This window comes from Sandarakinorhabdus sp. FBCC-B8862, assembly GCF_059745315.1.
In genome coordinates, this window is record NZ_CM185574.1 from 1,446,709 (window position 1) to 1,470,709 (window position 24,001).

The 24,001-nt window shown below is 67.3% G+C and carries 20 protein-coding genes; 6 read left to right on the forward strand and 14 right to left on the reverse strand.

The window, feature by feature from the left end; translation table 11 throughout:
* Positions 1–72 precede the first annotated feature (72 nt).
* Together gatC and gatA are read left to right on the forward strand one after the other, a co-directional pair.
* On the forward strand, positions 73–360 hold the full coding sequence (gene gatC / locus AC6BOR_RS07150) for an Asp-tRNA(Asn)/Glu-tRNA(Gln) amidotransferase subunit GatC (protein ID WP_498060484.1): 288 nt from the start codon (positions 73–75) through the stop codon (positions 358–360).
* Complete coding sequence (gatA, locus tag AC6BOR_RS07155) at positions 357–1,811, forward strand: Asp-tRNA(Asn)/Glu-tRNA(Gln) amidotransferase subunit GatA (RefSeq protein ID WP_094472517.1); 1,455 nt, start codon at positions 357–359, stop codon at positions 1,809–1,811. The genes gatC and gatA overlap by 4 nt, the downstream gene beginning before the upstream one ends.
* Here gatA and AC6BOR_RS07160 read toward each other — a convergent pair.
* The gene (locus AC6BOR_RS07160; RefSeq protein ID WP_498060485.1) at positions 1,795–2,919 is read right to left on the reverse strand and encodes an acyltransferase family protein; all 1,125 of its coding nucleotides are present in this window, start codon (positions 2,917–2,919) and stop codon (positions 1,795–1,797) included. The two genes, gatA and AC6BOR_RS07160, sit on opposite strands and share 17 nt — an antisense overlap.
* A gap of 71 nt (positions 2,920–2,990) precedes the next feature.
* On the opposite strand from AC6BOR_RS07160, the gene gatB reads away from it, so the two are divergent.
* The gene (gatB, locus tag AC6BOR_RS07165) at positions 2,991–4,499 is read left to right on the forward strand and encodes an Asp-tRNA(Asn)/Glu-tRNA(Gln) amidotransferase subunit GatB (protein ID WP_498060487.1); all 1,509 of its coding nucleotides are present in this window, start codon (positions 2,991–2,993) and stop codon (positions 4,497–4,499) included.
* A 262-nt stretch (positions 4,500–4,761) separates the two neighbouring features.
* Positions 4,762–5,247: a cell wall hydrolase gene (locus AC6BOR_RS07170; protein WP_498060489.1), complete on the forward strand. Its 486-nt coding sequence runs from the start codon at positions 4,762–4,764 to the stop codon at positions 5,245–5,247.
* On the opposite strand, the gene AC6BOR_RS07175 is transcribed toward AC6BOR_RS07170, so the two are convergent.
* From AC6BOR_RS07175 to AC6BOR_RS07210, 8 genes are all read right to left on the reverse strand, one after another.
* Positions 5,238–5,549 (reverse strand): hypothetical protein, encoded by a 312-nt coding sequence (locus AC6BOR_RS07175; RefSeq protein WP_498060491.1) that lies wholly within the window; start codon positions 5,547–5,549, stop codon positions 5,238–5,240. The two genes, AC6BOR_RS07170 and AC6BOR_RS07175, sit on opposite strands and share 10 nt — an antisense overlap.
* A gap of 11 nt (positions 5,550–5,560) precedes the next feature.
* Complete coding sequence (locus AC6BOR_RS07180) at positions 5,561–6,973, reverse strand: MBOAT family O-acyltransferase (protein WP_498060492.1); 1,413 nt, start codon at positions 6,971–6,973, stop codon at positions 5,561–5,563.
* A complete protein-coding gene (locus AC6BOR_RS07185) occupies positions 6,973–8,292 on the reverse strand; it encodes a GDSL-type esterase/lipase family protein (RefSeq protein WP_498060493.1) in 1,320 nt (439 codons plus the stop codon). The genes AC6BOR_RS07180 and AC6BOR_RS07185 overlap by 1 nt, the downstream gene beginning before the upstream one ends.
* Complete coding sequence (locus AC6BOR_RS07190; protein ID WP_498060494.1) at positions 8,292–9,413, reverse strand: SGNH/GDSL hydrolase family protein; 1,122 nt, start codon at positions 9,411–9,413, stop codon at positions 8,292–8,294. Before AC6BOR_RS07190 ends, AC6BOR_RS07185 begins: the two co-directional genes overlap by 1 nt.
* 48 nt (positions 9,414–9,461) lie before the next feature.
* Complete coding sequence (locus AC6BOR_RS07195; RefSeq protein WP_498060495.1) at positions 9,462–10,496, reverse strand: AI-2E family transporter; 1,035 nt, start codon at positions 10,494–10,496, stop codon at positions 9,462–9,464.
* A gap of 52 nt (positions 10,497–10,548) precedes the next feature.
* Complete coding sequence (locus AC6BOR_RS07200; protein ID WP_498060496.1) at positions 10,549–12,192, reverse strand: DUF6438 domain-containing protein; 1,644 nt, start codon at positions 12,190–12,192, stop codon at positions 10,549–10,551.
* A gap of 363 nt (positions 12,193–12,555) precedes the next feature.
* Positions 12,556–15,114, reverse strand: coding sequence for a YbcC family protein (locus tag AC6BOR_RS07205; protein ID WP_498060497.1), 2,559 nt, complete (start codon positions 15,112–15,114; stop codon positions 12,556–12,558).
* 29 nt (positions 15,115–15,143) lie between these two features.
* Positions 15,144–16,712, reverse strand: coding sequence for an NADH-quinone oxidoreductase subunit L (locus AC6BOR_RS07210; RefSeq protein ID WP_498060499.1), 1,569 nt, complete (start codon positions 16,710–16,712; stop codon positions 15,144–15,146).
* A gap of 109 nt (positions 16,713–16,821) precedes the next feature.
* Here AC6BOR_RS07210 and AC6BOR_RS07215 point away from each other — a divergent pair, with 109 nt between their 5' ends.
* Positions 16,822–17,691 (forward strand): LysR family transcriptional regulator, encoded by an 870-nt coding sequence (locus AC6BOR_RS07215; RefSeq protein WP_498060500.1) that lies wholly within the window; start codon positions 16,822–16,824, stop codon positions 17,689–17,691.
* A gap of 113 nt (positions 17,692–17,804) precedes the next feature.
* On the opposite strand, the gene AC6BOR_RS07220 is transcribed toward AC6BOR_RS07215, so the two are convergent.
* Both AC6BOR_RS07220 and AC6BOR_RS07225 read right to left on the reverse strand, forming a co-directional pair.
* Positions 17,805–18,167, reverse strand: coding sequence for a hypothetical protein (locus AC6BOR_RS07220; RefSeq protein ID WP_498060501.1), 363 nt, complete (start codon positions 18,165–18,167; stop codon positions 17,805–17,807).
* Entirely contained in the window at positions 18,164–19,717 is a 1,554-nt protein-coding gene (locus tag AC6BOR_RS07225) for a 2-isopropylmalate synthase (protein ID WP_498060503.1), read from the reverse strand. Before AC6BOR_RS07225 ends, AC6BOR_RS07220 begins: the two co-directional genes overlap by 4 nt.
* Before the next feature lie 236 nt (positions 19,718–19,953).
* Here AC6BOR_RS07225 and AC6BOR_RS07230 point away from each other — a divergent pair, with 236 nt between their 5' ends.
* Positions 19,954–20,412, forward strand: a complete 459-nt coding sequence (locus tag AC6BOR_RS07230; RefSeq protein ID WP_498060504.1) for a DUF2721 domain-containing protein — start codon at positions 19,954–19,956, stop codon at positions 20,410–20,412.
* Here AC6BOR_RS07230 and AC6BOR_RS07235 read toward each other — a convergent pair.
* The 3 genes from AC6BOR_RS07235 to ilvC form a co-directional block, all read right to left on the reverse strand.
* Positions 20,396–21,142 (reverse strand): PEPxxWA-CTERM sorting domain-containing protein, encoded by a 747-nt coding sequence (locus tag AC6BOR_RS07235; RefSeq protein ID WP_498060505.1) that lies wholly within the window; start codon positions 21,140–21,142, stop codon positions 20,396–20,398. The genes AC6BOR_RS07230 and AC6BOR_RS07235 overlap by 17 nt on opposite strands.
* A 77-nt stretch (positions 21,143–21,219) precedes the next feature.
* Positions 21,220–22,869 (reverse strand): alpha/beta fold hydrolase, encoded by a 1,650-nt coding sequence (locus AC6BOR_RS07240; RefSeq protein WP_498060506.1) that lies wholly within the window; start codon positions 22,867–22,869, stop codon positions 21,220–21,222.
* Between the two features lie 31 nt (positions 22,870–22,900).
* Complete coding sequence (gene ilvC, locus AC6BOR_RS07245; protein ID WP_086115737.1) at positions 22,901–23,920, reverse strand: ketol-acid reductoisomerase; 1,020 nt, start codon at positions 23,918–23,920, stop codon at positions 22,901–22,903.
* Positions 23,921–24,001 lie beyond the last annotated feature (81 nt).

Consider the following 24,001-nt stretch of genomic DNA (forward strand, 5'->3'; position numbering starts at 1 on the left):
CCCCGCGCCGCGCTCGCGTAACGGCCTGTTCGCCCCCTTGTTGACAGGCCTTGGGCCTGCTAGCGGCAGGCCATGTCTGTTGATAGCGAAACCGTGCGGAAGATCGCGCGCCTGGCGCGCATCGCCGTGACCGAAGACGAGGTGCCGGGCCTGACCGAACAGCTCAATGGCATATTGGGCTGGATCGAGCAGTTGGGCGAGGTTGACACCAAGGGCGTCGAGCCGATGGCCAGCGTGATGCCCGGCCATCTGCGCTGGCGCGCCGATGCCGTGACCGATGGCGGCATTCCCGAGAAGGTGCTGGCCAATGCGCCCGAGGCGACCAGCGGTTTCTTTGCCGTGCCCAAGGTGATCGAATGAGCAATCTCACCGATCTGTCGCTCACCGAGATGAAGGCGGGCCTGGCGGCGCGCATGTTCAGCGCCGTGGAGCTGACCCAGGCCCATCTCGATGCCATGGCGGCCAACCGGCATCTGAATGCCTATATCGTCGAAACGCCGGAGCTGGCGCTGGCGCAGGCCAAGGCCGTGGACGATGGCACGCGCGGCGGGCCATTGGCGGGCATCCCGCTCGGCATCAAGGATCTGTTTGCCACCGAAGGCGTGCAGACGACGGCAGGTTCGGCAATCCTGAAGGGCTTCGTGCCCCGCTATGAATCCGGGGTCACCGCCAATCTGCTGCGCGATGGCGCGGTGTTCCTGGGCAAGCTCAACATGGACGAATTTGCCATGGGCTCGTCCAACGAGACCAGCGCCTTTGGCAAGGTGATCAGCCCGTGGAAGGCGCGCGGTTCCGATGCGGAGCTGGTGCCCGGCGGTTCGTCGGGCGGTTCGGCCGCTGCGGTCGCTGCCCGCCTGTGCGCCGGCGCCACCGGCACCGATACCGGCGGTTCGATCCGCCAGCCCGCCGCCTTCGTGGGCATTGCCGGCATCAAGCCCACCTATGGCCGCGCCAGCCGCTGGGGCACCATCGCCTTTGCCTCCAGCCTGGATCAGGCCGGGCCGATGGCGCGCAGCGTCAGCGATTGCGCCCATCTGCTGACATCGATGTGTGGCTTTGACGATCGCGATTCGACCAGCCTTGATCTGCCGGTGCCGGATTTCGCCGCCGGCCTGACCGGCGCGATGAAGGGCAAGCGCGTCGGCATTCCGGCCGAATACCGGCTGGACGGGATGGACCCGGAAATCGCCGCGCTGTGGGATCAGGGCATTGCCTGGCTGCGCAGTGAAGGGGCGGAAATTGTTTCGGTGTCGCTGCCGCACACCAAATATGCCCTGCCCACCTATTATATCGTCGCGCCGGCCGAAGCCTCGTCCAACCTCGCCCGTTATGACGGCGTGCGGTACGGCAACCGGGTGACGCCGCCGGGCGGCAATGTGCACGACATGTATGCCGCCACCCGCGCCGCCGGCTTTGGCAAGGAAGTGAAGCGCCGCATCATGATCGGCACCTATGTGCTGTCGGCGGGCTTCTATGACGCCTACTACACCCAGGCCCAAAAGGTGCGCGCGCTGATCGCCCGTGATTTCGAGCTGGCCTTCCAGCAGTGCGACGTGCTGTTGACGCCAACCGCGCCCAGCCCGGCCTTTGCCTTTGGCGCCAAGGCCGATCCCATCGCCATGTATCTGAACGACGTCTTCACCGTGCCGGCCAGCCTGGCGGGCCTGCCGGCGATGAGCGTGCCGGCCGGCCTGTCGGCATCGGGCCTGCCGCTGGGCCTGCAGATCATCGGGCGGCCGCTGGACGAGATGGGCGTGCTGGATGCCGGCCTGGCCATCGAGCGGGCGGCGGGCTTCACGGCACGGCCGTAACCGCCACACCAGCCGGGTGCCAGCGCCGCCGCGCCCAGGCGCGGACCGGCATTTCCACCCAGCGGTTGGCCAGCAGCGCCGCGGCGATCACCAGCGCCAGCATGGCGGCGGTGATCGCCAGCCCTTCGGCCGGGCTGCGGCCAAACACGTCCGGCTGCGGCGCGTGCAGCGCCGGCAGGCCGGGCCAGATCCGGGGCAACAGATCAAGCGCATCGCCCAGCCGTGCCTGCACAAAGGCATGGACCAGATAGACCGAGCAGCTCAACTGGCCCAGCCGCTGCAGCAGCGGCACGCCCAGCCAGCGGCTGCAACACCCGGCATCGGCGGCCAGCACCCAGAGCACCAGCGCGAACAGCGGCGGCGCCGCCAGATCCAGCGGCGGGCGCGGATTGGCCAGCATCACCGCCACCACCAGCGCCAGCACCGCGGCTTCTGCAACACTGGCCCGGGCAGCACTGCCCGGCTGCCAGCGCGGTGCCGCCTGCACCAGCACCCCGGCGAAGAAACCGCACAGCGCGCGCCACAGCCCGCCGTCCCAGCTGCGGCCCAGGCCGCCGCCATCGGCCAGCATCGCCGTCCACGCCAGCAGTGCCAGCATCAGGATCAGCCACGGCCGCTCCCGCCCGCCCAGCACCCAGGCAAGGCCGAAGATCGCCCAGCTCCAATATTCAGCGGCGATGCTCCAGGCCGGCACATTCCATGCCGGTCCGCTGGTAAGGCCGAAGCAGTTCAACAGCAGGGCCGAAGCCAGCCAATCATCGGGGCCATGGCCGGGCCCGAAGGCCGGGCGGTGCATGATGCCCAGGCCAGACAGCGCCGCGCCGGCATATTCGGTGGCGAGAAACAGGCAGAGCATCACCATGTGCAGCGGCCACACCCGCGCCAGCCGCAACAGCAGGAAACGCGGCAGATCCGCCGGCCGCTCCAGCCGGCCGCCCCAGCCGGCGGCGATGACAAAGCCCGACAGCACGAAGAAGAAATCCACGCACAGCCAGCTGCCGCGCAGCAAGGGCGCGGCCGCAAGCGGGCCGGCCGCCTTGAAATGAAACAGGCAGATCAACAGGGCGCACAGGCCGCGCAGGCCATCGAGGGCGCGATGGCGCGTCATGGCCGGCGCATGGCCGTGGGGGGCAAGTGGCCGACTTGCCAAGCGCGGGGCTTGCCGCCAAAGGGAGGGCCATGAGCGACGCAGAATCCGCCACCAAACCGTTCACGATCAAGGGCGCCACCGGCGATTGGGAAATCGTGGTCGGGCTGGAAGTCCATGCCCAGGTAACGGCGCAGGCCAAGCTGTTTTCAGGGGCCAGCACCGAATTTGGCGCCGAGCCCAACGCCCAGGTGAGCCTGGTGGATGCGGCGATGCCGGGCATGTTGCCGGTGATCAACGGCGAATGCGTGCGCCAGGCCGTGCGCACCGGGCTCGCCATCAATGCGCAGATCAACAAATGGTCGCGTTTTGACCGGAAGAATTATTTCTACCCCGATCTGCCGCAGGGATATCAGATCAGCCAGCTCTATCACCCGATCGTCGGTGAAGGGTCGCTGGAAATCACCCTCGACGACGGGACCACCAAGACCATCGGCATCGAGCGCATCCACCTGGAGCAGGACGCCGGCAAGAGCGTGCATGATCTGCACCCGTCGATGTCGTACGTCGATCTGAACCGGTCGGGCTGTGCGCTGATGGAGATTGTGTCGCGCCCGGATATCCGCTCCCCGGCCGAAGCCGGCGCCTATGTCGCGGCGCTGCGCCAGCTGCTGCGCTATGTGGGCTCGTGCGACGGCAATATGGACGAAGGCTCGATGCGGGCCGATGTCAATGTCTCGGTGAGGAAGGCCGGCCAGCCCTTTGGCACCCGCACCGAAACCAAGAATGTGAACAGCGTGCGCTTCATCATGGCTGCGGTGGAGCATGAGGCGAAGCGCCAGGTGGACGTGCTGGAAAGCGGCGGGTCGATCGTGCAGGAAACCCGGCTGTTTGATCCGAACAGCGGCACCACCCGTTCGATGCGCGGCAAGGAAGACGCGCATGATTATCGCTATTTCCCCGATCCCGATCTGTTGCCGCTGGTGTTTGATGAAGCGTTCATCGACCAGTGCCGCGCCAGCCTGCCGGAACTGCCGGCGGCCAAGCGCGCGCGCTATCAGGCCGATCTGGGCCTGTCGCCCTATCTTGCCGGCGTGCTGACGGCGGAGAAGGAAACCGCCGACTGGTTTGAAACCGCGCTGGCTGCAACGGCGGCCAAGCTGGGCAAGGACCAGGCCGAGGTCAGCTTGCGCGTCGCCAATTTCGTTTCGGGCGATCTGTTTGGCGCGCTGAAGCGGTTGGGCAAGGATATTGGTGAGAGCCCCGTTGGGCCGGATGCGCTTGCCGAACTGCTGGCGCTGGGCGCCGATGGCACGCTGTCGGGCCCGCTGATGAAGCAGGTGTTTGAAGCCATGCTGGAAACCGGCGAGCGCGCCGGCGCGATCGTGGAGCAGCGCGGCCTGAAGCAGGTTTCGGACACCGGCGCCATCGATGCCGCCATCCAGACCGTGCTGGACGCCAACCCCGACAAGGTCGCCGAATATCGCGGCGGGAAGGACAAGTTGTTCGGCTTCTTCGTCGGCCAGGTGATGCGCGCCATGGCCGGCAAGGCCGCCCCCGGCGTGGTGAACGACCGGTTGAAGGCGTTGCTGGACGGTTGATGCGGGCCTCCACTGGCCGAGGCTGGCGGGCGGTTCGTCGCGCGCCGGCTTGACCGCAGATGAACAGGTTGGCATGCCGGCCGTCTGTTGCTGGCAGGATTGGCGCTGTGTTTCTGGCCGCCCTGCACGTCGTGTCTGTCGCCTCGGGACCGGAGTTTGGGTTCCCGCCGGCCGCAGAAGCGCAGTTTTGGTTTGAACCGTGGATTTTTCACCGCGCATTTCGATTTTGGCCGCTGGTGCGGCCGTTCTGCTGGTTTCGGGGATGGCCCTGGCCAATGTGACCAGCACGAGCCCGCCAGTTGGTGGGCAAAGCGCCGCCGCTGTGGCCGCCGCCACGCTGGCGCAGGACAAGGCAGAAGACGCCGCCCGCCGTCAGGCCGCTCTTGATCCCAAGGCCATCAACTGCATGGCCAAGGTTGTGCATCACGAGGCCGGCAACCAGCCGAAGAAGGGCCAGATCGCCGTGGCCCAGGTGCTGGTGAACCGGGTGAAGCAGGGTTTTGGCGATCATGTGTGCGAGGTCGCCAACCAGCGCGGCCAGTTTTTCCGCCTCGCCCGCTACAAGCCGAACCGCAAGAGCGCCGAATGGGCCGAGGCTGTGGCCGTCGCCCGCGCCGTGCTGGCCGGCGATGTGCCGGATCATTCAAAGGGCGCGCTCTATTTCCGCGCCACCTGGAAGCGGCCGAACAGCTTCTTCCGCAGCCGCACCAAGGTGACGCGGCTGGACGATCACGTGTTCTATCGCTGATTGGCGTCTTGCTGCCCGGTGAAGCGGGCGGCCTTCACCTGGTTCCATTCATCGTGCAGCGCGGCGCGCGGGCCATCCAGGCCCCGCGCCGCCGTTGCATCGGCAAGGCCGTGCGCCACGGCACCGATGCGCGCCGAGCGGGCGCCCGGTTCCAGCCCATCGGCCCAGGCGGCCAGCGCATGGGCGTTGAGCATGGCCAGCACGAACAGCGCCACGCCCATGGCGACGGCGAGCAGACCGAGGCCAGAGAGGCCCTGTTCGTCGCCTTCGATATCGACGGGGGACGAAAAATCCTCGGCCACCGGCTCCTCCCTCAGAACTGGTAATAGATGAAGGCGGCGACGCCTTCAAAGCGCATGGCATCGATGATCAGCACGGCAAGGCCGACGGCGAGGCCCAGCAGCGGCGCCGGCCAGGCGGCAAGGCGGCGAGTGAGGCCGGCGAACAGGCCGGGCGGGGTGAAATGAAAGGCCATGCCGACCGCGATGAGCCCGCACATCAGCGGCCCGGCCAGCGCCACGCCGGGGCGGAAGGCCGCCAGCTGCGCCAGATAGGTGAGCGCGCCATCCAGACTGTCGGCCCGGAAGAAGATCCAGCCGACGACAACGATGTGGAAGATCAGCAGCACGGCAATGGGCGTGGGCAGGCGCGGGAAGCCGGCCGGGCGAAATTCGCGCCACAGCCGTTCGATCGCCAGCACGCCGCCGTGCAGCGCGCCCCAGATCAGGAAGGTCCATTTCGCGCCGTGCCAGATGCCGCCCAGCAGCATGGTGAGCATCAGGTTGCGGCAGATGTACCAGATGCCGCCACGGTTGCCGCCCAGGCTGATGTAGAGATAGTCACGCAGCCAGCTCGACAGGCTGATGTGCCAGCGCCGCCAGAAATCCTGCAGCGAGGCGGCGCGGTAGGGCTGATCGAAGTTGCGCGGGAAGCGATAGCCCATCAGCGCGGCCAGCCCCACCGCCATGTCGGAATAGGCGGAAAAATCGCAATAGATCTGCACCGCATAGCCATAAGCGGCCGCCAAGAGATCGGGGCCGGTCTGGGCGGTGGGATCGAAAAAGGCCGGATCGACGAGGCGCGTGGCGAGTTCAGAGGCGATCACCGCCTTCTTGAACAGGCCCCAGGTGATGAGGATCAGGCCGCCGGCCACCATGGTGCGGGTGAGGCGTGGCACCGACTGGAACTGCGGCACCAGATGGCTGGCGCGCACGATCGGCCCGGCGACGAGGTGGGGAAAGAAGCTCATCAGCAAGGTGATGTCGAGGAAGCTGGCGGGCTGCGTCTTGCGGCGGGCGATATCGATGAGATAGCTCATGCCCTGGAAGGTGAAGAAGCTGATGCCGACGGGCAGGATCACCTCCAGCACCGGCAGATCGCGGCCGAAGCCGGCGGCAACGAGGATGGGCGCCAGTTCCTCCAGGAAGAAGCCGAAATATTTGAAGAAGCCCAGGATCAGCAGATTGGCGACAACGCCGATGGCCAGCCAGGGCTGCACCCCCTGCCCGTCATCAAGCCGGCGCTGGATCCGGGCGGCGAGCAGCCAGTTGATGGCGGCGGACGCAATCAGCAGCAGCACGAAGCGCCAATCCCAGGCGCCGTAAAACACCCAGCTGGCCAGCAGCAGGATGATCTTGCGCCATTCGTTGCTCGCCTGCCCGACCGTCCAGACGAGGATGAGGACGGGCAGGAAGAACAGGCCGAAATCGAGCGTGGGGAACAGCATCAGGGGGCGGTTCCAGCCGGGGCCCGGGCGGCATCAAGATCAGCGAGCAGCAGGCGGGCGATCTCCACACCGCCGGCCGGGGAATAATGGATGAAATCCGGGCCCATCAGATAGGATTGGGTCCATTTCACCGCCGCGCACGCGCCGCCCTGGCGCGCGCGCCAATCCCAGAAGGCGAGGCCGAGATCGGCCGCCACCCGGCGCTCGACCGCCGCGACCTGGGCCAGGGCCGGCGGCGTGAACAGCAGGCCGCCGCGCCGCACCCAGCGCATGGCCGGGCCCGCCAGCGTGACCGGATCGGGGGCGAGCACGCCATCGCCATCGTTCCACAGCGGGATATCGATGCCATCAACCGGCAGGCGGCCGGGGCCGGCCATGATCGCCGGGTTGCAGTCCACCGCTTCGCCGGGGGCGTTGCCGGCCAGGGCGCCGTTGCGGCTGGCGGCGTCGGGCGGGCCCAGCAGCAGGATCGGCACCGGGCCGGCCAATGCGCGCAGCCGGGCGACCTGTTCGCGGATCTGGCTTTCGAGGCGGATGGCATCAAAGTTGGGCGCAAAGCCTTCGTTGGTGCCAAAGGCCAGGATGATCAGATCGGGCGGCAGCGCGGCCAGTTGGGCGGCCATGGTCGCGGTATCGGCGCGGCCGAGGAATTGCAGCTGGCTGCCGGGCACGCCGAGATTGGAGACGATCACCCCTTGGCTGCGCTCCAGCCACCAGCCGGTGATGATGGCTTCGCCCGACAACAGCTCCAGCCGGGCGCTGCGGGCGGCGGTTTCGCTGGTGAAGCGCTGGCATTTGGGCGTGTCGCTGTCGGCGGTGAAATCCACATCCTGCGTGATGCCGCCCACGCTGATCGACAGGCGCGGGCCGCTGGGGCCGGCGGCGACACACAGGCCGAAGGCGGTGAATTCGTTCCTGGCATCGGCGCTGAGCGACAGCGAGGCCCCGCGGGTGCGGCTGGTGAGCGTGTAACCGGTGAGCCCACGCGGAGGCCAGGTTTCGCCGGCCCCGCTGCCGAACAGGCCGCGCGATTGCCAGCCGCCGCTCATCGCGGTTTCGACACCGCGGGTGCGCACGCCGGGATGCGGCCGGCCAGCCGGCATCAGGCCGCGCCCGCCATTGCCCAGCCGGGCCTGCAGCGCATCGCGCAGCGCGCCGGTGATGCTGTCTCCAGCGGTGTGGGAATCGCCGATCTGGAGAATATGGAGCGGCCGGCCCGGCGGCAGGCCATTGGCACTGAGCGGCACCCCGGCCAGGGTTTCCGCCCCACACAGGGCCGCCAGGCAGGGCGCTGCCAGCAGGGCCAGCCCGGCCAGCATCAGGCGGCCTTTGGTGGCGCGGGCGCCGGTTCGGCTGGTGGCGGCGGTGCCGGCTCGGAAACGGGCGGCAGCAGATTGGTGGGCGCGTCGCTGGGCGGGGACGGCTCGGTTGGGGCTGGGGCCGGAGTTGTCGTTGGGGCCAGCACGTCACTCACGATGGTTTCGGGCGGATCGCCGACCTGGCCTTCGGCGGGCGCGGGCGCCGGCTTGTCCACCACCGGCGGCGGCACCAGATCGGGCGCGACCGGCTTGTCCCCCCGCGCCGCAGCGCCCCAGGCGCGCACGCGGGTGGCGATATCGGCGGTGAGCAGGCGATAGCCCTTCATGCTCATGTGGATGCCATCGCCGGCGCGCACCAGCCAGGGCGCGCCCGTCTTGGGATCGATCAGATGGCTGGCATAGGCCCCATCCGGCCCGGCGGCGCTGGCGCGCGTGTCGATGAACGGCACCCCCAGATCGCGCATCAGCCCGGCCTGAAAGGCATTGAGCGCCTGCACCTTGGCATCGAAATCCTTGTCGCGCATCAGCGGCAGGCCAACCCAGAACACCTCCGCGCCCTGATCCTGCAGGCGCTTCACATAGCGGGTGATGCGCGCGCCGATCTCGGCCTTCCAGCCTTCTGACAGGAAGGCCGCCGCCTTGCCGCCCACGAGCAGGCCCTGGATATCATTGGCGCCAAAGCTGATCACCGCCACATCCACCGGCCCTTCGGCGAGCTGCGCGCTGAGCTTTTCTTCCAGATCGAGCTGGCGATAGCGGGTGAAGCCGGTGGCCTGCTGGGCATAGCGCAGGACATGGAACGCTTCCCGCCGGGGCAGCTGGTTGTAGAGCGCCGCCCACAAGCCATCGCCGAAACTGTCCCCAAACACGCCGATGCGGAAACTGCGCTTTTCCGCCACCGCACGGCGCAGCGCGGCGGGAGCATCAGCATCACCGGCAACCTCGCCGGGCAGGCCGCCCTTGGCCGGCGGCAGTGCCGCGCCCACAGCAGCCGGGGCATCGCCCAGCCAGCCATTGATCTGCGGCGCAAAGGCGATGCCAATGGCAATACCGGCCGCCACGCCGCAAAACAGCACGGCGGTGCGATCGATGATCAGGAAGGCAGGATGCTGGCTGGCCATGGTGGGGAGCCCGGCTGATACACGCGCCGCCGGCTGGCGCAAGGGCCCTCAGCCGCCGGTCAGCGATGAACTCCGGCCCAACCACGCCAGACGGACCTTCAGCAGCGCCATGAACACCACGGTCAATGGCACCGCCAGGATGACGCCCAACGGCCCAAGCAGCGTGCCGGCGGCAATCAGGCTGAAGATGGTGAGCACCGGCGGCAGATCGCCAAAGGTTTTCTGGGCAATCGGCATCACCACATTGCCTTGCAACTGCTGCACCACCGCCAAAGCGATGATGGTGAAGATGCCCGATTCCACCCCCTGGCCGAAGCCGAGGATCACCGTGGGAATGGCCACCAGCACCACGCCCAGATAGGGCACGAATTCGCACAGGCCGGCCACCAGCCCGATGGCCAGCGGCGACGGCAGGCCGACAATCCACAGGCCGATGGAGGTGCCCACCGCCACAAAGGCCATGCCGATCGCCTGCCCCTTCAACCAGGCGGTGAGCGAAGCCCTGATCACCCCCACCGCTTCCCGCACGCGCGGGCGGGTCTCGGGCGCCAGCATATCGATCAGGCCATCAACATACAGCCGGGGCTGCGCCGCCAGATAGAGCGCTGCCACCAGCACCACCGCCAGCCCAGTGACCGCCGAACCGACATTGGCCAGAGTCGCCTGCGCGATATCCACCACCTGAGACACCTTGGGCGCATAGCCCGACACCTGGGCCATGACATCGGCGCCAATCGGCGTCGCCCTGATCCACCCCTCCACCGTCGCCACCGCCGCCGGCAGCCGCTGCGACAGGATGATGAACTGCTCCGTCATCAACGTGCCGAACAGGCCAAAAATGATCACCAGCGCAAACAGCGGAATCAACACCGCCGCCGCAATCGCCAACGCAAACGGCAGCCTGAGCGCCCGCTGCAGAAACGCGGCAAAATCACTGAGCATCAACCCGACCAGCGCACTGGCAAAAATCACCAGCACCAACTGCTGCAACTGCCAGATCGCCAGCGCCAACCCGATGCCGGCCATGGCGGCGAGGGCGCGGCGGAACCAGCGGGCGCTGTCGTCGGGGGGCGGATTGCTCATGCGCGGCATCATGGCGGGGGTGACGGGAGAAAGAAAGAGGGCCTGCTGACAGTCAGGCAATGCCATGGGCATCAAGCCACGCCAGCGTAGCAGGCTGATGCCACGCGCGAGCCTGCTGGCGCAGTGTGCCGTGACGGTCACGCACCCTGGGATTGGCACCGGCGCGCAGCAAGGTCACGATGGCCCGGTCATCCGTCAAGGAGAGCAGCACGGGCGTGCCATCGCCGGCCTTCGCGTCGGGGTTGGCACCGGCCTGCACCAGCAGCTTGGCCATGGCGGGATCATTGCACCCCATCAGCGGTGTTTCCCCATCTTCATTGCGCGCATCAACCGGCACCCCCAGGGTGATCAGCGCTGCCGCCATCTTGGCCCGTTGCTGTTCCGGCCGCTCATGGCATGCGCCATAGGTGTCGCCGATCGCATGCAGCGCATTGCCACGCTCTCCCATCGACTTCGGATTGGCACCGGCCGTCACCAGGGCACGGGCGATGGCAGGGCTGCATCCCATGCCGGTCTGGAACAATTCATTCAGTTCGCCCTGGCCCAGGTGGGCCAAGTGGCCCTGGCGCGCCATCTGTTCGAACAGCGTCGCGTTGCCGATGCGCGCCGCATGGCTCGCTATCACCGCCCCAACCGTGGTGGGCGGCCGCGGACGGCCGCCCTCTGGCGGCATTGGAACTGCGGCGTCGAGATCCAGGCCCTCAGCGATCAGCGCGCGCAGCAAGCCATCAGAATCACCCTTTGCGGGCAACCAGAAGTCCCGGCTGAGGAGCGCCACCACCAGCGCGGCCGCCGCCGGAGAGCGCACGGCAAAGCCCCGGGCTTTCAGTGCGGCCAGCGTTTCGCGGTTGCCGAACACCCAGCGGTCGCTGCCGGCCAACTGGTCAACCGCGTCCTCCAGTTCCGTCACCACCGCGGGCATCCCGACTGCTCCGCCTGCATAATCCACCACGCGCATGCGCCGGGTGCCCACGCGCAACTCCAGCACATAGGTCGGGATGTCGGTGATGCTGGCAGAATACTGGGGTTTCAGGCCAAAGAACCGGGCAGCGCGAAACCGTGCGAGCAGGGCCGCCACCGCCGCCGGACTGACTCTCGCCTCATATCGGCCAGCCAGCAGGACATTGAGGCCGTTGAATTGGCGATGCACCTCGGCGGCCGTCCCCGGCAGCAGATTTTCCCCCGATTCATAGGTCACGCGGCCATCGCCCGTCACCGTCAGCTTGTAATCCGGGCAGATTCCGAAACAGGCGGTGCGAATGAGGCTGATTTCGATGTCCTCGGGCGGCGCGGTGGGAAATGGCACCGCCGGGTTCGCCGGGATTTCGGCTGGGCGCAGCTGGATTGTCACTTCGCCCACGGCCCTGATCGGCTTGCCTTCGAACGACTGCGGCCGGAATCGCCATTGCCGAACGGCGGCCAAGGCCGCGTCCGTTATCCGGCTGCCGGGTTTGGTGCGAGGATAGCCACCATCCGTCCAGCGCGCATCGACAACGCGGCCATCCACATCCAGCGTTACCCTTGCGCTCACTTGATCAAATGATTGGCCGCCGGGCACAGCCACGATTTCGGCCCCAGACACGCGCTGCGATTCAAGGTCGGACACGCCATAGAGGGGAGGCGTCTCGGGTGCCGGAGAGCAGGCATTCACGACGATGACCATGGCCGACAGCAAAGCAAAATTCTTCAGATTCATCGCCGTTGCCCCAATGCCAAGCATGAAATCTGTCTGAAATTGGCAAATCAGGCAAGTTGCGGTCAGGCATTTTCAGGCGGAACGCAGTCACACTGCATGAGGATTTGGGCTGTTCTTGTTCCGAACAGCAGAGCCGGATGTGCAAGAACGATAGCCAAGCCCCGTGTCAAGCACGGGGCGACGGGGATTTGGAGCGACTGGGAAGAGGGCGAAGGCGGACGCGCTCCCCATGCAGCACACCCGAAAGCGAATTGGGTCCAGGGTCTTCGACCCTGGCCGCCGGAGGCCCTTTTCTTCTGCCCCTGAACGCCAACGGCGGCGCTGCCTTTTCATCAACGCCGCCGCCGGTTCGGTCAGTTCAGATCAGAGTGCGGTCCATTCGCCATCCCGGTGGTAGCGGTGGGAGACCTGGCCGTCGTCGCCGATCGCCCAGAGGTGGATCCACTGGTTGTCGACCAATTCGCGCACGGTCTGGCTGTTCATGATGACGCCCGTCATCGCGTCCAGCGGGGCTTCGATGAAGACGTTCAATCGCAGCGGTTCGTGGAGCAGTTTTGTCCCGTCGTGGACCGATTGCCAGGCGAGGCCGGTCTTGAGGTCGCCGGCGTTGCCTTCGAGCACGCCCAGCGTGCCGACGACGTTGTGCAGCACCTTGTTGCCGGCGCCCCACACCTTGTTGTTCACGGTTGAGCCGTAATATTGGAGGTTGATCCAGCTGGCCACGACCATCGGCGCGGTCATGATCAGGGTGAGGACGCCGAAGCCATTATCCTGTTGCCAGTCATAGCTGTGCAGGAAGCTGCGGCCACCGAGATCGATGCCGGCGGTGCGGTGGCGCGGGGCAGCGATGAAGGCGCCGTTGCCAGCCAGGCCCCATTCCGGGCGCACCTGGGCCCAATCGCGGCTGCGGCGCAGCACCTGGGCATCGATATCGCCATCGGGGGCGTCGAGATCGAGGAAGCGGGCGCGTTCGCGGCGGGTGAGGGCCGAGGCGCGGTCGAGCCAGCCATCGAGTTCGGCCAGATCGGCGCGCAGGGCCGGCGGCACGCGATCCCGATCAAAGATGCTGATCTGATCGGTGGTGGTGTCGTGCATGGCGCCGAGGAACCAGCAATCATCGGGGATGTGGATGCCGCGGCCGCGGAGGCCGCTGCGCACCGCCGGATCGTTGAGGATATCGGCGGCGATGCGGGCGTTGGCTTCGCCGGTGTGGCCACCGCAGGCGCCGCAATCAAGGCCGGAGGCGTGCGGGTTGTTGGCGGTGGTGCTGCCGTGGCCGGCGAGCAGGACGAGGCGGGCGAAATCGCCGGTCAGGCTCATGGCGCGCAGCACGGCTTCGGCCTGGTTGAGCCGCTGTTCGGCGTTGAGGCCGGTCATGCGGCCGCCGACCAGCACCGGATCGAGGCGCGGGCCGAGCTTGCCGATCACGTTGGCATCAAGGCCATCGGTGTTGGGATCGGAGACGGTGCGGGTGAGGCCGAGCGCGTCGGACACCAGCTTGGGCGCAAAGCCGAGGCCCATCGCCTCCACATAGGTGAAGCTGGAGACGGCGGATTGCTTGAAGCTTTTCCACGCCTTGGCGGCACGGCGGCGCAGCAGGCGCAGGCCGAGCACTTCGGTTTCGACGGCGGGATCGGCGCCGTTCACCATTTCGGTGATGGTGAAGGCCGGGGTGAGCAGAACCGGGCAATGGGCGCCGCCCGATTCGCGGCCGATCGGCACATATTCGATCGGATAGCCGAAGAAGCCGGCAAAGCCGATGGTTTCGCCGCCCGGCACCACCTGTTCCAGCGCCCGGCGATAGACTTCGGAGCGGACATCGATGCAGAAGGCGGCCTGCAGCGGCTTGCGGCCGGAGCGGGCGGGGATGGCAAAGGGCTGGGCGGCGGCTTCGTCGCGGGCCAGCTTGCCGAGCAGCTGTTTTTGCCACGCGATTTCATAGGCTTCCTGGAAGACCAGATCGAGCGCCAGATCGGGATCGGCCGACAGGCCCGCATCATCAGGCAGCTGGGCGGCCTGCTGCATTTCGGCAGCCCAGGCGGCCTGGAATTCGGCATCGGTGCGCTGGCGGAACAGGGCATAGCCCCAAGCCATGCGGATGGCGAGAAGCTCGACCAGGCGATTGTCTTGCCGGCCGTAGAGATTGTTGTCCCACACGAGGTAGCGGACATAGGCGGCCCAGCCGCCGATATCGAACAGGGCGCGGTGCAGATAATCGGTCTGGGCGCGTTCGGGGATGCCGATGGCTTCGACGATCAGACCGATGGCAGCAACCGGATCGGCCGGCAGATCGGCGATGATGCGGCGGAAATCCTTGATGCCCATGGCTTCGGCATTGCGATCATGGCGCATGGTTTCGCGCCAGGCCTTCCATGGGGTGAGGCCGCGCTGCGGCATCTGCCAGCTGGCCTGGCCTTCATCGAAATAGGCGGCGCACCAGCGTGAGATTTCATCGACCATGAAGGCGGTGCGGCTGGCCTGACGGTCGCCGGAGGACAGCCGGTCAAGCACTTCGGCGATGGTGGCGACCACGGCGGGGCCGCCCTTCCGTTCGGCCGGGTCGCGCGCCAACGCCGCCTTGGCCAGCGCCACATCGGCCGGGATCGGCGAGTTGGCCGGGGCGCGGGCGAGGGCTTCGGCGATATGGGCATCGGTGATGATGCCGGCGGCCAGCGCTTCGCGATAGAAGGGGCGGGCCATCAGCATGTCCACCTTGGCGACGCGGCGCATGGTGGCGGTGGTGGCGGCAAAGCTCTGCCCCGAGAAGCCCAGATAGGGATTGACGGCGACGAAGTGCTTCAAGGGCCACAGCGGCGCGATGCGCTGGCAGGCGGCAGCGATGGCGGTTTCCAGCGCGGGCGGGGCCGGCGGGGTGGCCAGGGCTTCGGTGGTGGTGGCGGGGGCAGCGGTGTCGGTCATCATGGTTCAGGACCTTTCGCGAAATGGGGGGATCAGCGCCGGGCCGGCAGGCCGGTGGGCCACAGGGCCAGCACCAGCCGGTTGGCGAGCGTGTTCACATAGAGGCCGTTCTGGACATGCACGTAGAAGGCGCGGGCCCAGGCCGGGGTCGCGGCCCCCTTGGCGGTGATGAAGCTGGCCTGGCCGATGGTGAGGGCGGCAAAGCCGGCGACGATGATGGCGATGGCGATCAGGGCGACCAGATCGGTGCGGGCGGCCTCTGCCGGCAGCGTGCCGGCCATCAGCGCGGCCATGCCGGCCTGCAGGGTGAACCAGCCGGTGGCGACCGCGATGGCGCCGACCACGGTGCGGGCAATCACGAAGCCGGTGGGGCGTTGATCGATCGACTGGGCGATATAGTGGGTGAGGCCCATCAGCAGGATGGCGCCGAGGGCGAACACGCCGGGCTGGGAGGCGACTTCAAAGCCCGACAGCGTGCCGGTGACACCCACCGCGGCCAGCACCAGGGCTACGGCCATGGCGAGGCGCGCCGGATGCGGGGCACCGCCGGGGCTGGGCGACCAGCTGGCGCGGGCGATATCGATCACGCTGCCCGAGGACAGGAAGGCGTGCGCCTTGTAGAGCGAGTGGGCGACGATGTGCAGCAGCGCCGCCGGCCAGGCACCCAGGCCGCACTGCAGCAGCATGAAGCCCATCTGGGCAATGGTGGACCAGGCCAGCGAGACCTTGATGGCGTTTTGTGTGAGCATGACGACGCTGGCAAACAGCGCGGTGAAGCCGCCCACCACCAGCAGCAGATCCATCGCCGGGGTGGAGAGTTCGAGCAGCGGCGAGAAACGCAGGGCGAGGAAACCACCGGCGTTGATGATGCCGGCGTGCAGCAGGGCGGAGACCGGCGTGGGGGTTTCCATCACTTCGGTGATCCAGCCGTGCAGCGGGAACTGGGCGGATTTCAGCAGGGCGGCGACCGCGATCAGCACGCCGGCCAGGATCACGCCCGGGGTGGCCGTGCCCTGCGCCTTCAGCGCTTCGACCATGCCGGTGAATTCCAGCGTGCCGCTGGCCTGCCACAGGCTGTAGATGGCAACACCCAGCGCGGCATCGCCGATGCGGCTGGCAATGAACTTCTTGCGGGCGGCGAGGATGGCGGCCTGCCGGTCCCCATAGAAGATCAGCAGCTGGTTGAGGCCGACGGAAGTTGCCACCCAGGCGACGAAGAACATCGCCATGTTGCCCGACAGGATCAGCAGCAGCACGCTGGCAAGCGTGACCGACAGCAGTCGGGTGAAGCGGGCATGGCCGGGATCGCCGGCCATATAGTTGCGGGAGAAGTGGACGACGATGCTGCCGACAAAGCTGACCAGCAGGAACATCACGGCGGTGAGGCCATCGAACAGGATGGAGACGCCGGGCAGCGTGACGCTGAACGGGCCGGCCAGGACAACGCCGATGGCGCCGGCCAGCGCGGTGGCAAAGGCGATCAGCGCGGCGGTGCGGGCGTTGGCGGCAAGCGCCTTGGGATTGGCGGCGGGCAGAAGCGCCACGGCGAGCAGCGCCAGCGGGCCGGCAAGCGCGCTCCAGACAAGCGGGGTGATGGTCATCGGTGTCACTCCATGGGAGGCAGGGAACGACTGGCCATCTATGGGCTGTCATGATCCACGTAAAATAGATATATTATGATGGTTCGTTCGTTTTTGTGAAAGTGAAGCCATGCCGGCACTCAATTACAACCATCTGCGCTATTTCCACGCCGTCGCCCACGCCGGCAGCCTGACCCGCGCGGCGGAGCAGTTGAACCTGTCGCAATCGGCGCTTTCGGTGCAATTGAAGAGCCTGGAGGAGGCGCTGGGCCACGCCCTGTTCGATCGCGGCCCACGGCGCATGTCGTTGACGGAGGCCGGGAAAATCGCGCTGGATTATGCGGACACGGTGTTTGCCGCCGGCGAGGCGCTGCAGCAGACGCTGGCCGGCCGGGTGCGCATCGATCAGCAGGTGCTGCGCATCGGCGCGCTGCCCACGCTGTCGCGCAACTTCCAGGCCGAGTTCATCGCGCCGCTGATCGGCCGGCGCGATGTGGAGCTGGTGATGCTGTCGGGCACCATGCGCGACCTTCTGGCGCAGCTGGAGGCGCATGAGCTGGACGTGGTGCTGGCCAACCAGCCGCCGCACGGCAGCATCGCGCCCGACATCTTGTGCCGGCGCATCGCCCAGCAGCCGGTGGGCCTGGTTGCACCGCCCGGCCTGCTGCGCCGGCCGCTGGCGTTTCCGCAGGATCTGGCCAAGCTGCCGGTGCTGCTGCCAACCAAGGGCACCGATATCCGCACCGGGTTCGATCAGCTGCTCGATGCCGCCGGCATCCAGCCGATCATCCTGGCCGAGGTGGACGACATGGCGATGCTGCGCCTGCTGGCGCGCTCATCGGAAGCGCTCACGCTGGTGCCGCCGATCGTGGTGAAGGATGAACTGGCCGCCGGCACGCTGGAGGCGGTGTTCACCATCCCCGGCCTGACCGAGGATTTCCACGCCATCACCCAGCGGCGGCGCTTTCCCAATCCGTTGCTGGGGGAATTGATTCAGTGATGATCCTACCCCTCTGGGGGAGGTGCCCGCAGGGCGGAGGGGGCTTGCCAACGCCAACACGCGCGCCCCCTCCGTCAGCCTGCGGCTGCCACCTCCCCCAGAGGGGGAGGATTTTAGGGTGCCAACCGTTCCCGCACCACGCGGATCAGGGTGGGCAGGTCGGGGATGGCGGTGAAATCGGCGGCGGTGACCAGTTGGGTCAGCTGCCCGCCGTCTTCCACCGCCACCAGCGGCAGCGGCCAATCGGCGACGTGCGGAAAGGCGGCGCGGAAGTCCGGGCGGTGGTGAAAGACCGTCTCCAGCCCCGTCTCGTCCAGAAACGCCCGCCATTCGCGCCGCATGCTGGTGAGGCCATAGGTGACGGCGCAGAGCTGGCAGGGGTAGGTGGATGGCGAGACGATCTTGTGCACGCTGTCCATCACCCCCGCCAATATTCCGGCGTTGGCGTTGTAGACGATGACGAGCCGCCGGCTCACGCTGAAGCCGAGAGCGCCGATTTGCCCCGCTTCACCATCAGCTTGTTGAGTGCGTTCACATAGGCACGGGCGGAAGCGACCAGCGTGTCGGTGTGGGCGCCGGTGCCGCGCACGGTGCGGCCGTTTTCGGCCAGCACCACGCTGGTTTCGGCCTGGGCATCGGTGCCGGCGGTGACGGCATGAACCTGATAGAGGTTCAGCACCGCCTCCTCATGCGGGACCAGCTTGCGGATGGCGTTGAACAGCGCATCGACCGGGCCATTGCCCTTGGTGGCGGCGGTCACCTCCTCCCCGTCGATGGACAGGGTGAGGATGGCGCGCTGCGGGCCGTTGCTGCCGCAATAGACCTCCACCTCCACCACCTGGATGCGGTCATGCCCGCGCAGCACCTCGTCATCGACCAGCGCGATGATATCCTCGTCAAACACCTGCTTCTTGGAGTCGGCCAGATCCTTGAAGCGCTTGAAGGCGTCGCCAAACTCGTTGTCGCTGAGGTCATAGCCCAGCTCCGCCAGCTTGGAGCGGAAGGCGGCGCGGCCGGAATGCTTGCCCAGCACCAGGTTGGTCGCCCCCTGCCCGACGCTTTCCGGCGTCATGATCTCATAGGTGGAGCTGTCCTTCAGCATGCCATCCTGGTGGATGCCGCTTTCATGGGCAAAGGCGTTGGCACCGACGATGGCCTTGTTGGCCTGCACCTGCATGCCTGTGACGCCCGACACCAGCCGGCTGGCGCGGGTGATCTCGGTGGTGACGATGCGGGTTTGATAGGGCATCACGTCCTGGCGCACACGCAGCGCCATGGCGATTTCCTCCACCGCGGCATTGCCGGCACGCTCCCCGATGCCGTTCACTGTGGCTTCCACCTGGCGGGCGCCAGCCATGATCGCAGCCAGCGTGTTGGCGACGGCGAGGCCCAGATCATTGTGGCAATGGGTGGAGAAGATCGCCTGATCGGCGTTCGGAACCCGGGTGATGACGTCCCTGAACATCGCGCCATAGGTTTCGGGCGTGGCATAACCCACCGTGTCGGGCAGGTTGATGGTGGTGGCGCCCGAGCGGATCGCCATTTCCACCGCCCGGCACAGGAAATCCGGATCGGAGCGGGTGGCATCCTCAGCCGACCATTCGACATCGCCGCACAGATTGCGGGCGAGGCCGACAGACAAGCGGATCGCCTCCAGCACCTCTTCCGGGGACTTGTTCAGCTTCACCTTCATGTGCAGCGGGCTGGTGGCGATGAAGGTGTGGATGCGCGGGTTCCTGGCGCCCTTCAGCGCCGCCCAAGCGCGTTCGATGTCGGCGGCGGCGGCGCGGGCCAGGCTGGCGACGATGGCGGTGTCGGCCTGGTTGGCGACGGCCTGCACGGCTTCGAAATCGCCTTCGGAGGCGATGGCAAAGCCGGCCTCGATGATGTCCACCCCCAGCGCTTCCAGCTGGGCGGCGACCTTCAGCTTCTCCTCGAGGTTCATCGAGCAGCCGGGGGATTGTTCCCCGTCGCGCAAGGTGGTGTCAAAAATGCGGATATGCCCGCTGTTGTTCATGATGCTCATGGCTGTGGCCTGTTCAATCTGGGCTGAAATTTCGTGTGCGGTATTTCCCCTCAAGGCGTGGCGCCGAGGGAACAAGCCCAGCAGCCGCCATCACGCCCGAGGGCGTTTAAGTCGAAGCAGGAGGGCGCGCGCAAAAGCCATGATCGCACTCATAGCGTGGAGCCGGCCTGCTGCGCAAGATGTGTGCGCCAAATCGGCGCTTGCGGTGGCCGCGATTGCGCGGCTTGATGGCGGCCATGCGAAATCTGTTCACCGTCATCGATATCGGGTCCGCCATCCAGCAAGCTGTCACCCCGGTGTTCCTGCTCACTGCGATCGGCGGCATCTTGAATGTGCTGGCCCACCGGCTGTCGCGCGTTGTGGATCGCGCCCGGCATCTGGAGGAACAGGTGGGCAGCTATGGCGGCGAACGGCGGCGCATTGCCATCGATGATCTGGCGGTGCTGGCGCGGCGCATGGCAGCGGCGAACTGGGCGATCGCGCTGTGCACCCTGTCAGCCCTGCTGGTCTGCCTGGTGGTGGTGCTGTTGTTCATGGAACAGCTGGTCAACAACCAGCTGGATGAGGCGATTGCCTGGGTGTTCATCGCCGCAACGGCGCTGCTGACCGGCGGGTTGATCCTGTTCCTGTGGGAAATCCAGCTGGCGCTGCGCAGCGTGCGCGTGCGGGCCGCCGCGATCAGGCGGGGCGGCTGACCCGCCGCTGCCGCCGCGCCGCCGCGCCAACAAGGCCAAAGCCACTGATCAGCAGGGCCCAGCTGGCCGGTTCGGGCACGCCCGCCACCTGATAGGTGCCGGTGCCGACGAACTGCAGTTGGGTGCGGTAGATATAATCATTGGCGGCATAGCTGAAGAAATTGAAGTTCATGCCGCCGGTGATGCCGGTGCTGCGCAGCGCTGCGGGATCGTCCAGCCGCGCCGGGATGGGCTGGCTGCAACAGCCGTTCATCAGCAGCGTGGCGGTGTAGATGCCGGTGGTGGGATAGAGCTGGCGGCCAAAGGCGTGCGTGGTGTTGCCGCCAACCGATGTGTAGATCTCGCCATTGTCGCCCAGGCCTATCGGCCCCTGCAGCGCATCCCAGGTGAAGCCGTTGATACGCAGGGTGGCGGCCAGCACGGGGGACGGCTGGCCGGCGTTGAGGCCGGAGGCGCGCCCTTCCGAATTGGGGCCGACGCTGAACGGCGTGCCCAGGCTGGTATCATAGGTGAAGCGCGCCACCGCCCATTTGCCGCGCAGATTGCCGCCCACCGGGCCAAACAGGCCGGCGCCATCAATGCCCTGGTCTTGCCCGGTGAACTGGCTGATCTGCGCCCGATAAATGGCGGTGCGCACGGCAGCCGCTGCCGGCGCGGCCGTCAAGGCGAGCGCCACGCCGATGATGGCCAGCACCATCGCCCACCACAGGGCGTGCCGATGCATGATCATTGCCTGTCTCCCGATCCAGTCATCCCGCCGGGGTGGGGCAAGCGCGCCGCCTTGCCCATCCCCATTTGCAGGGGAGATCAGGCGGAAAGCGCGGCGACAAGCAGCCGGGGGTGGCTGTAGCTGATGAAGCGACCGGCATCGGGAATGATGTGGATGGCGGCATCGGGCAGGGCGCGGCGCCAATAATCATGGTTGGCGCGGGCGTCGTGCATGAAATCGCTGGCGCCGATCAACAGGCACAGCCGGTCGGTGCCGGGCAGCACCGGCGGCGGCGGTGCGGTGGCCTGCACCAGCTGCTCGCGCACAAAGCCATCGATGCGGCCACGGCGGAAGGGCTCCAGCTTGCGATAGAAATCCATCAGCAAGGCCGGATCGGCCATGGCGCGGGCATCGGCCGGGCTGTCTGCAGTCCAATCCTGCATCAGGGCCGCCAACCGCGCATGGCTGGCCAGGGTGGACAGCATGCGGACCACGGCAGCCACCGCCCAGGGCCGGCGGGCAAACTGGCGTTTCAGCGTGGCGATCATGCCGGCGTCGCCGCTGCCATGGGCAGCGCCCGGTTCGGGGGCATCAACGATGATGCGGCTGGCCAGGGCCGGGTGGCGGCGCAGCAGCGCCAGCACCACCTGCATCGGGCCGTGGGCGATGATCGGCACCGCCGCCCAGCCCTGGGCTGCGCACAGGGCGGCCAGATCATCGCCGCACTGGTCGAGATAGGCCTGGCCATCGCCGGCCACCGAATCGGTATCGCCATAACCCGGCCGGTCGGGCGACACCGGCCGCCAGCCATCGTCCTGCAGCGCCTCCACCAGCGCCCGATCCACCCCGCGGCAGTTCATCGTGTTGTGCAGCACCAGCACTGGGCGGCCGCTGGGCGGGCCATAATCGCTGGCCACCACCCGGCGGCCATCGGGCATGGTGAGCGTGATCGGCCGGCTGAACGGTGGCGGATAGGGCTCGGCCTGTCCGGGCTGGCCGGTGGCGATGGCAAGGCCGCGCAGTTCGGCGAGCAGCCGGGCAAGGCCGATGGCGCTTGTCACCCCGGTGGCGGCATAAACGGCGGCCAGTTCCTTCTTGGCCACGGCATCGGACAGTCCCAGCGTGCGGGCGGCCGCGGCGCGCGATGCGCCATCGGCAATGGCGCCGGCCAGCCGCCGTTGCCGGGCCGACAGGGCAAACAGCGCGCTGACCGGCAGATCGGTTTCGGCCGAGGCATCGGTGGCCAGCGAGCCGATGGCGGCCCAGGTGATCAGCCGCGGCAGATTGGGAGCCCAGATCTGGTTGCGGGCCTGATCGAGATAGTCGCGCGCGGTGTTGAAACTGATGCCGGCAGCCTCGGCAGCGCGGGACACATCGCCGTACTGGTAAAGGGCGACCAGGATGCGCACCAGAGCCGGTGACAGGCCGAAGGCATCGCCAAAACGGGCGAAGCGGCCTGGCACGCCGGCGGGCGCGATCCGGCACACGGCCAGGGCGCCGCGCACCGGGCTGGCCGGCAACACCACACGCCAGCCAAAACAGCGCGCCAGCGGTGCCACCGCCACCGGAAACAACGGGCCATCGCCAGCATCGGCCAGTTCGAACACCACGGCATCGCCGCGCGCACTGGCGGCGAGCGCCAGCCGGGCCGCCGGCGGCATCGCCGCCAGAAACCCGGCCGGATCGGCCAGCACAGCGCCATCTGCGCCGATCAGGCCGGTGTCAAACGCATCTGCGGGGGCGGTCACACCCGCTTGGTGGCGTCAGTTCGTCGCCCGGTCAATTGCGGGCCTTGTCCACCAGCTTGTTCTTGGCGATCCACGGCATCATCGCGCGCAGCTTGGCGCCGGTTTCCTCGATCGGATGGGCGGCGGCGGCCTTGCGGCTGGCCTTCAGCTCCGGCTGGCCGGCGCGGTTGTCGAGGATGAAGTTCTTCACGAACCGCCCGCCCTGGATATCGGCCAGCACACGCTTCATTTCGGCCTTGGTTTCGGCGGTGATGATGCGCGGGCCGGTGGTGATGTCACCATATTCGGCGGTGTTGGAGATGGAGTAGCGCATGTTGGCGATGCCGCCTTCATACATCAGATCGACGATCAGCTTCACCTCGTGCAGGCACTCGAAATAGGCCATTTCGGGGGCATAGCCGGCTTCCACCAGCGTTTCGAAGCCCGCCTGGATCAGGTGGGTGAGGCCGCCGCACAACACGGCCTGTTCGCCGAACAGATCGGTTTCGCACTCTTCGCGGAACGTCGTTTCAATGACGCCCGAACGGCCGCCACCGATGGCCGACGCATAGGACAGCGCCACATCATGGGCGTTGCCGCTGGCATCCTGGTGGATGGCGATCAGGCAGGGCACGCCGCCGCCCTTCAGATATTCGCCGCGCACGGTGTGGCCGGGGCCCTTGGGCGCGATCATGAACACATCGATATCGGCGCGCGGCTCGATCAGGCCGAAATGCACGTTGAGGCCATGGGCGAAGGCCAGCGCGGCGCCGGGCTTCATGTTGGGGCCCAGATCATCGGCATAGATGGCGGCCTGATGCTCATCGGGCGCCAGCACCATGATCACATCGGCCCAGGCGGCGGCTTCGGCATTGCTCAACACCTTGAACCCGGCGCCTTCGGCCTTCTTCGCGGTGGCCGAACCGGGGCGCAGGGCGATGGCGACCTCCGCCACCCCCGAATCGCGCAGATTCTGCGCATGGGCATGGCCCTGGCTGCCATAGCCAACGATGGCGACCTTCTTGGCCTTGATCAGGCCGACATCGGCATCGGCATCATAATAAACGCGCATTGGAATCCCCTTTTCCTTTTCCTGCTCCCCTCCCCTTCAGGGGAGGGGTTGGGGGTGGGGCTGTGCCGGCAGATACCGAAC

Coding starts and splice junctions, on each gene's coding strand:
- gatC (WP_498060484.1), top strand. CDS start 73: ATGTCTGTTGATAGCGAAACCGTGCGGAAGATCGCGCGCCTGGCGCGC.
- gatA (WP_094472517.1), top strand. CDS start 357: ATGAGCAATCTCACCGATCTGTCGCTCACCGAGATGAAGGCGGGCCTG.
- AC6BOR_RS07160 (WP_498060485.1), bottom strand. CDS start 2,919: ATGACGCGCCATCGCGCCCTCGATGGCCTGCGCGGCCTGTGCGCCCTG.
- gatB (WP_498060487.1), top strand. CDS start 2,991: ATGAGCGACGCAGAATCCGCCACCAAACCGTTCACGATCAAGGGCGCC.
- AC6BOR_RS07170 (WP_498060489.1), top strand. CDS start 4,762: ATGGCCCTGGCCAATGTGACCAGCACGAGCCCGCCAGTTGGTGGGCAA.
- AC6BOR_RS07180 (WP_498060492.1), bottom strand. CDS start 6,973: ATGCTGTTCCCCACGCTCGATTTCGGCCTGTTCTTCCTGCCCGTCCTC.
- AC6BOR_RS07185 (WP_498060493.1), bottom strand. CDS start 8,292: ATGCTGGCCGGGCTGGCCCTGCTGGCAGCGCCCTGCCTGGCGGCCCTG.
- AC6BOR_RS07190 (WP_498060494.1), bottom strand. CDS start 9,413: ATGGCCAGCCAGCATCCTGCCTTCCTGATCATCGATCGCACCGCCGTG.
- AC6BOR_RS07195 (WP_498060495.1), bottom strand. CDS start 10,496: ATGAGCAATCCGCCCCCCGACGACAGCGCCCGCTGGTTCCGCCGCGCC.
- AC6BOR_RS07200 (WP_498060496.1), bottom strand. CDS start 12,192: ATGAATCTGAAGAATTTTGCTTTGCTGTCGGCCATGGTCATCGTCGTG.
- AC6BOR_RS07205 (WP_498060497.1), bottom strand. CDS start 15,114: ATGATGACCGACACCGCTGCCCCCGCCACCACCACCGAAGCCCTGGCC.
- AC6BOR_RS07210 (WP_498060499.1), bottom strand. CDS start 16,712: ATGACCATCACCCCGCTTGTCTGGAGCGCGCTTGCCGGCCCGCTGGCG.
- AC6BOR_RS07215 (WP_498060500.1), top strand. CDS start 16,822: ATGCCGGCACTCAATTACAACCATCTGCGCTATTTCCACGCCGTCGCC.
- AC6BOR_RS07225 (WP_498060503.1), bottom strand. CDS start 19,717: ATGAGCATCATGAACAACAGCGGGCATATCCGCATTTTTGACACCACC.
- AC6BOR_RS07230 (WP_498060504.1), top strand. CDS start 19,954: ATGCGAAATCTGTTCACCGTCATCGATATCGGGTCCGCCATCCAGCAA.
- AC6BOR_RS07235 (WP_498060505.1), bottom strand. CDS start 21,142: ATGATCATGCATCGGCACGCCCTGTGGTGGGCGATGGTGCTGGCCATC.
- ilvC (WP_086115737.1), bottom strand. CDS start 23,920: ATGCGCGTTTATTATGATGCCGATGCCGATGTCGGCCTGATCAAGGCC.